The organism is Stenotrophomonas sp. AGC87, from assembly GCF_057333975.1.
The window spans coordinates 2,854-8,471 of record NZ_JBHFHW010000007.1; the positions used below are offsets into that span (position 1 = coordinate 2,854).

General features: G+C 63.6%; 3 protein-coding genes. All 3 read right to left on the reverse strand.

All coding sequences use genetic code 11. The features are described from left to right. Window positions 1–72: 72 nt before the first annotated feature. Entirely contained in the window at window positions 73–540 is a 468-nt protein-coding gene (gene rpsG, locus ACE026_RS03310; RefSeq protein ID WP_019186122.1) for a 30S ribosomal protein S7, read from the reverse strand. A gap of 12 nt (window positions 541–552) precedes the next feature. Beyond that, window positions 553–927 carry a 30S ribosomal protein S12 gene (gene rpsL / locus ACE026_RS03315; protein ID WP_017356008.1) on the reverse strand — a complete coding sequence of 125 codons (375 nt, stop codon included), beginning with the start codon at window positions 925–927 and terminating at the stop codon, window positions 553–555. Between the two features lie 346 nt (window positions 928–1,273). Further along, window positions 1,274–5,521, reverse strand: coding sequence for a DNA-directed RNA polymerase subunit beta' (rpoC, locus tag ACE026_RS03320; RefSeq protein ID WP_486037827.1), 4,248 nt, complete (start codon window positions 5,519–5,521; stop codon window positions 1,274–1,276). Window positions 5,522–5,618 lie beyond the last annotated feature (97 nt).

The following is a 5,618-nucleotide window of genomic DNA, read 5'->3' on the forward strand; positions in this document are numbered from 1 at the left end:
CCCCCCCCCCCCCCCCCCCCCGGGGCAGCACCTAAATGGTGCTGCCGTGCCTGTTTTGCAAGGCCGTCAAACTCACCAGCGGTAGTGCGCGAAGGCCTTGTTGGCTTCGGCCATGCGGTGGGTTTCTTCGCGCTTCTTGATGGCGCCACCACGATTTTCCGAGGCGTCCAGCAGTTCGGCAGCCAGCTTCTTCGGCATGGTGTTTTCACCACGCTTACGCGCCGAGTCGATCAGCCAACGCATGGCCAGAGCCATCTTGCGCGACGACCGCACTTCGACCGGCACCTGGTACGTAGCACCACCGACACGGCGGGACTTGACTTCGACCGACGGAGCCACGTTTTCCAGAGCCTTCTGAACCAGCTCGACGGAATTCGGGTTCTTTTCGCCGATCACGTCCATGGCACCGTAGACGATCTTTTCAGCGACCGACTTCTTGCCGCTCAGCATCACCATATTGATGAAACGAGCGATGGTTTCACTTCCGTGCTTCGGATCCGGCAGGACAGAGCGCTGCGGCGTATTACCTTTACGAGACATGTGTACTTTCCCTTAGCTCTTCGGACGCTTGGCGCCGTACTTGGAACGGCCCTGGCGACGCTTGGCAACGCCGGAGGCGTCCAGCGAGCCACGCACGGTGTGGTAACGCACACCCGGCAGATCCTTGACGCGACCGCCACGGATGAGGACCACGGAGTGCTCCTGCAGGTTGTGGCCTTCGCCGCCGATGTAGCTAATCACTTCTTCCTGGTTGGTCAGGCGAACCTTGGCAACCTTGCGAAGCGCCGAGTTCGGCTTCTTCGGAGTGGTGGTGTACACGCGCGTGCAGACACCACGGCGCTGGGGGCACTTATCGAGAGCCGGGGAGGCACTCTTATAAGTGGTTGCCTGCCGCGGCTTGCGGACAAGCTGATTGATCGTCGCCATCAGTATGTTCTTCTGAGAGAGGCCAATGAAAAGACTGGCCATGAATGCGGAAATGTGCGAGCAGGCGAAAGACCGGCCTGCTGAGACAGACGATTGTAGCAACCCGGCGAAAACGCAGTCAAATGCGCACGCGCCAAGCCAGCCCTGATCCCGGGCCGTTACAGGGGAGCCTTTTCCGTGCCCCCCGTTCAGGTTGTCAAGCCGGTCCGTTGAAAGACCGGCGGGCATCCTACCTCATCGGCAGGCAGACGACCAGTGGCCGGTGCCTGCTGATTTGCCGGGAGGGCCATCGACCGGAGTCGACGCCCTGCCCTGCCGCGGGCCCGACCGAAGCCGGGCCTGCGTATTACTCGTCGCTGCCCGGAGCCTGTTCAGCTTCGGTCGATTCCACCGCCACGGCGGCCACCGGGGCCACCTCAGCCACGGCCGGCGTGCTGCCGGACAGGGTCTGCATTTCCGAGTCGGTCAGCCCGGAGGCGTTGCGACGACGGTTGGCGTGGTACGCAAGGCCCGTACCGGCCGGGATCAGACGGCCGACGATGACGTTTTCCTTCAGGCCGCGCAGGTTGTCCGAGGTGCCGCGAACGGCCGCTTCGGTCAGCACGCGGGTGGTTTCCTGGAACGACGCCGCCGAAATGAACGATTCGGTCGCCAGCGATGCCTTGGTGATACCCAGCAGGACCGGATCGAAACGGGCCGGCAGCTCGTTGCGGGTGGCCAGGCGGGCATTTTCCTCGATGACGCGCTGGCGCTCGGCCTGCTCGCCATTCAGGAACTTGCTGGTGCCCTGATCGGTGATCTCGACCTTGCGCAGCATCTGGCGGGTGATCACCTCGATGTGCTTGTCGTTGATCTTCACGCCCTGCAGGCGGTACACGTCCTGGATTTCCTTGACCAGGTAGGCCGCCAGCGGTTCGACACCCAGCAGACGCAGGATGTCCTGCGGGCTCGGCTCGCCGTCCACGATGGTTTCGCCCTTGGTCACGTGCTCGCCTTCGAACACGATCACCTGACGGTACTTCGGGATCAGCTCTTCGTGTTCCGAACCATCGGTGTCCTTGATGATCAGACGCTGCTTGCCCTTGGTGTCCTTGCCGAAGCTGATGATGCCCGAACGCTCGGCCAGGATCGCCGGATCCTTCGGCTTGCGTGCTTCGAACAGATCGGCCACGCGCGGCAGACCACCGGTGATGTCGCGGGTCTTGGACGCTTCCTGCGGGATCTTGGCGACCACGTCACCCACGCCGACGGCGGCGCCGTCCTGCAGGTTGACGATCGAGCGCGGCGGCAGCAGGTACTGCGCCGGCAGATCCGTGTTCGGGATGGTCAGATCGTTGCCGTTCTTGTCCACGATACGCACGATCGGGCGCAGGTCCTTCGCCTGCGAACCACGACGCTTCGGATCGGTGATTTCACGCGACGCCAGGCCGGTCAGTTCGTCGGTCTTCTCGATGACGGTGACGCCGTCGATGAAGTCGATGAAGCGGATGAAACCAGCCACTTCGGACACGATCGGGTGGTTATGCGGGTCCCAGTTGGCCACGGTCTGGCCAGCCTTGACCGCATCGCCGTCCTTGGACGTGATGGTCGCGCCGTACGGCAGCTTGTAACGCTCACGCTCACGGCCGTGGGCATCGAGCACCGACATTTCGCCCGAACGCGAGACCGCCACCAGCGAACCACTGGCGTGCTCGACCGACTTCAGGTTGTTGAACTTCACCGAACCGGTGGTCTTGACGGTGATGTTGTCGACCGCAGCAGCTCGCGACGCCGCACCACCGATGTGGAACGTACGCATGGTCAGCTGGGTACCCGGCTCACCGATCGACTGCGCGGCGATGACGCCGACCGCTTCGCCGATGTTGACGATGTGGCCACGGGCCAGATCGCGACCGTAGCAGTGCGCGCAGACGCCGAACGGCGAGGCGCAGCTGATGGTCGAACGGACCTTGACCGACTGCACCGACGCGTCTTCCAGCTTGGCCACCCACTGCTCGTCGAGCAGGGTGTTGCGGGTCACGATCGGATCTTCGTCGTTGCCCGGCAGGAACACGTCCTCGGCCACGACACGACCCAGCACGCGGTCCTTCAACGGCTCCACGACGTCGCCGCCTTCCACGATCGGGGTCATGGTCAGGCCTTCGGTGGTACCGCAATCCACTTCGGTGATGACCACGTCCTGCGCCACGTCGACCAGACGACGGGTCAGGTAACCCGAGTTCGCCGTCTTCAGCGCGGTATCGGCCAGACCCTTACGGGCACCGTGGGTGGAGTTGAAGTACTCCTGCACGTTCAGGCCTTCACGGAAGTTCGCCTTGATGGGCGTTTCGATGATCGAGCCATCCGGACGCGCCATCAGGCCGCGCATACCGGCCAGCTGACGGATCTGCGCCTGCGAACCACGAGCACCGGAGTCGGCCATGATGTACAGCGAGTTCATCGACTTCTGGTCGATGGTCTCGCCTTCGGCGTTGACCACCTTCTCGGTACCGATGGTGTCCATCATCGCCTTGGCGATGCGTTCGTTGGTGCGCGACCAGATGTCGACCACCTTGTTGTAGCGCTCGCCGGCGGTGACCAGGCCCGACTGGTACTGCTCCTGGATTTCCAGCACTTCAGCTTCGGCCTCGGTGAGGATGCCGCGCTTCTCGTCCGGGATCAGCATGTCGTCGATGCCGATCGACACGCCAGCGCGGGTTGCGTAGGCGAAGCCGGTGTACATCAGCTTATCGGCGAACACGACCGTGTCCTTCAAGCCCAGCTGACGGTAGCTGGAGTTGATCAGGCGGCTGATGTTCTTCTTGGTCAGCTCGGTGTTGGCCAGCGCGAACGGCAGGCCTTCCGGCAGGATTTCAGCCAGCAGGGCGCGACCGATCGTGGTGTCCACGATCGAGGTCTTGTTCTGCTTGTTGCCTTCCTCGTCGGTCACCACTTCGGTGATGCGGACCTTGACGCGTGCGTGCAGTTCCACCACGCGGTTGTCGTAGGCGCGCTTGACTTCGGCGATGTTGGCGAAGGCCATGCCCTCGCCCTTCTTGTTCACCAGCGAGCGGGTCATGTAGTACAGACCCAGCACGACGTCCTGCGACGGCACGATGATCGGCTCGCCGTTGGCCGGCGACAGGATGTTGTTGGTGGACATCATCAGCGCACGCGCTTCCAGCTGGGCTTCCAGCGAGAGCGGCACGTGGACGGCCATCTGGTCACCGTCGAAGTCGGCGTTGAACGCGGTGCAGACCAGCGGATGCAGCTGGATGGCCTTGCCTTCGATCAGGACCGGCTCGAACGCCTGGATGCCCAGACGGTGCAGGGTCGGCGCACGGTTCAGCATCACCGGATGTTCGCGGATGACCTCTTCCAGGATGTCCCAGACTTCGGCTTCTTCGCGCTCGACCAGCTTCTTGGCGGCCTTGATGGTGGTGGCCAGGCCACGACGCTGCAGCTTGGCGAAGACGAACGGCTTGAACAGCTCCAGCGCCATCTTCTTCGGCAGGCCGCACTGGTGCAGGCGCAGGTACGGACCGACCACGATGACCGAACGGCCCGAGTAGTCCACGCGCTTGCCCAGCAGGTTCTGACGGAAGCGACCCTGCTTGCCCTTGATCATGTCGGCCAGCGACTTCAGCGGGCGCTTGTTGGTGCCGGTGATGGCACGGCCGCGACGGCCGTTGTCCAGCAGCGCATCGACCGATTCCTGCAGCATGCGCTTTTCATTGCGCACGATGATGTCCGGCGCGTTCAGCTCGAGCAGGCGGCGCAGGCGGTTGTTGCGGTTGATGACGCGGCGGTACAGATCGTTCAGATCGGAGGTCGCGAAGCGGCCACCGTCCAGCGGCACCAGCGGACGCAGGTCCGGCGGCAGCACCGGCAGCACGGTCATGACCATCCACTCCGGACGGTTGCCCGACTCGAGGAAGGCCTCGACCAGCTTGATGCGCTTGGTCAGTCGCTTGAGCTTGGTTTCCGAACCGGTGCTGGCGATTTCTTCGCGCAGGCGGGTCATTTCCGACTGCAGGTCGATCGTGCGCAGCAGTTCGTACACGGCCTCGGCGCCCATGGCGGCATCGAAGTCGTCGCCGTGTTCCTGGCGGGCCTGCAGGTACTGTTCTTCGGTCAACAGCTGGCGGCGCTCCAGGGCGGTCAGGCCCGGCTCGGTCACCACGTAGGCTTCGAAGTACAGCACGCGCTCGATATCACGCAGGGTCATGTCCAGCATCAGGCCGATGCGCGAGGGCAGCGACTTGAGGAACCAGATGTGCGCGACCGGCGAGGCCAGGTCGATGTGACCCATGCGCTCGCGGCGCACCTTGGCCAGGGTGACTTCGGTGCCGCACTTTTCGCAGACCACGCCGCGGTGCTTCATGCGCTTGTACTTGCCGCACAGGCACTCGTAGTCCTTGACCGGTCCGAAGATGGCGGCGCAGAACAGGCCGTCACGTTCCGGCTTGAACGTACGGTAGTTGATGGTTTCCGGCTTCTTCACTTCGCCGAAGGACCACGAACGGATCAGGTCCGGCGAGGCCAGCGCGATCTTGATCGCGTCGAAGTCCAGCGTCTGACGCTGCTGGTTGAAGAGGTTGAGCAAGTCTTTCATGGTGTTTCTCCGAAAGGAGGAAATCTTGTCGATGGGGCTGTCGGTTCAGATGTGGCGGGGGGGGGGGGGGGGGGGGGGGGGGGGGGGGGGGGGGGGG

Coding starts and splice junctions, on each gene's coding strand:
- rpsL (WP_017356008.1), bottom strand. CDS start 927: ATGGCGACGATCAATCAGCTTGTCCGCAAGCCGCGGCAGGCAACCACT.
- rpsG (WP_019186122.1), bottom strand. CDS start 540: ATGTCTCGTAAAGGTAATACGCCGCAGCGCTCTGTCCTGCCGGATCCG.
- rpoC (WP_486037827.1), bottom strand. CDS start 5,521: ATGAAAGACTTGCTCAACCTCTTCAACCAGCAGCGTCAGACGCTGGAC.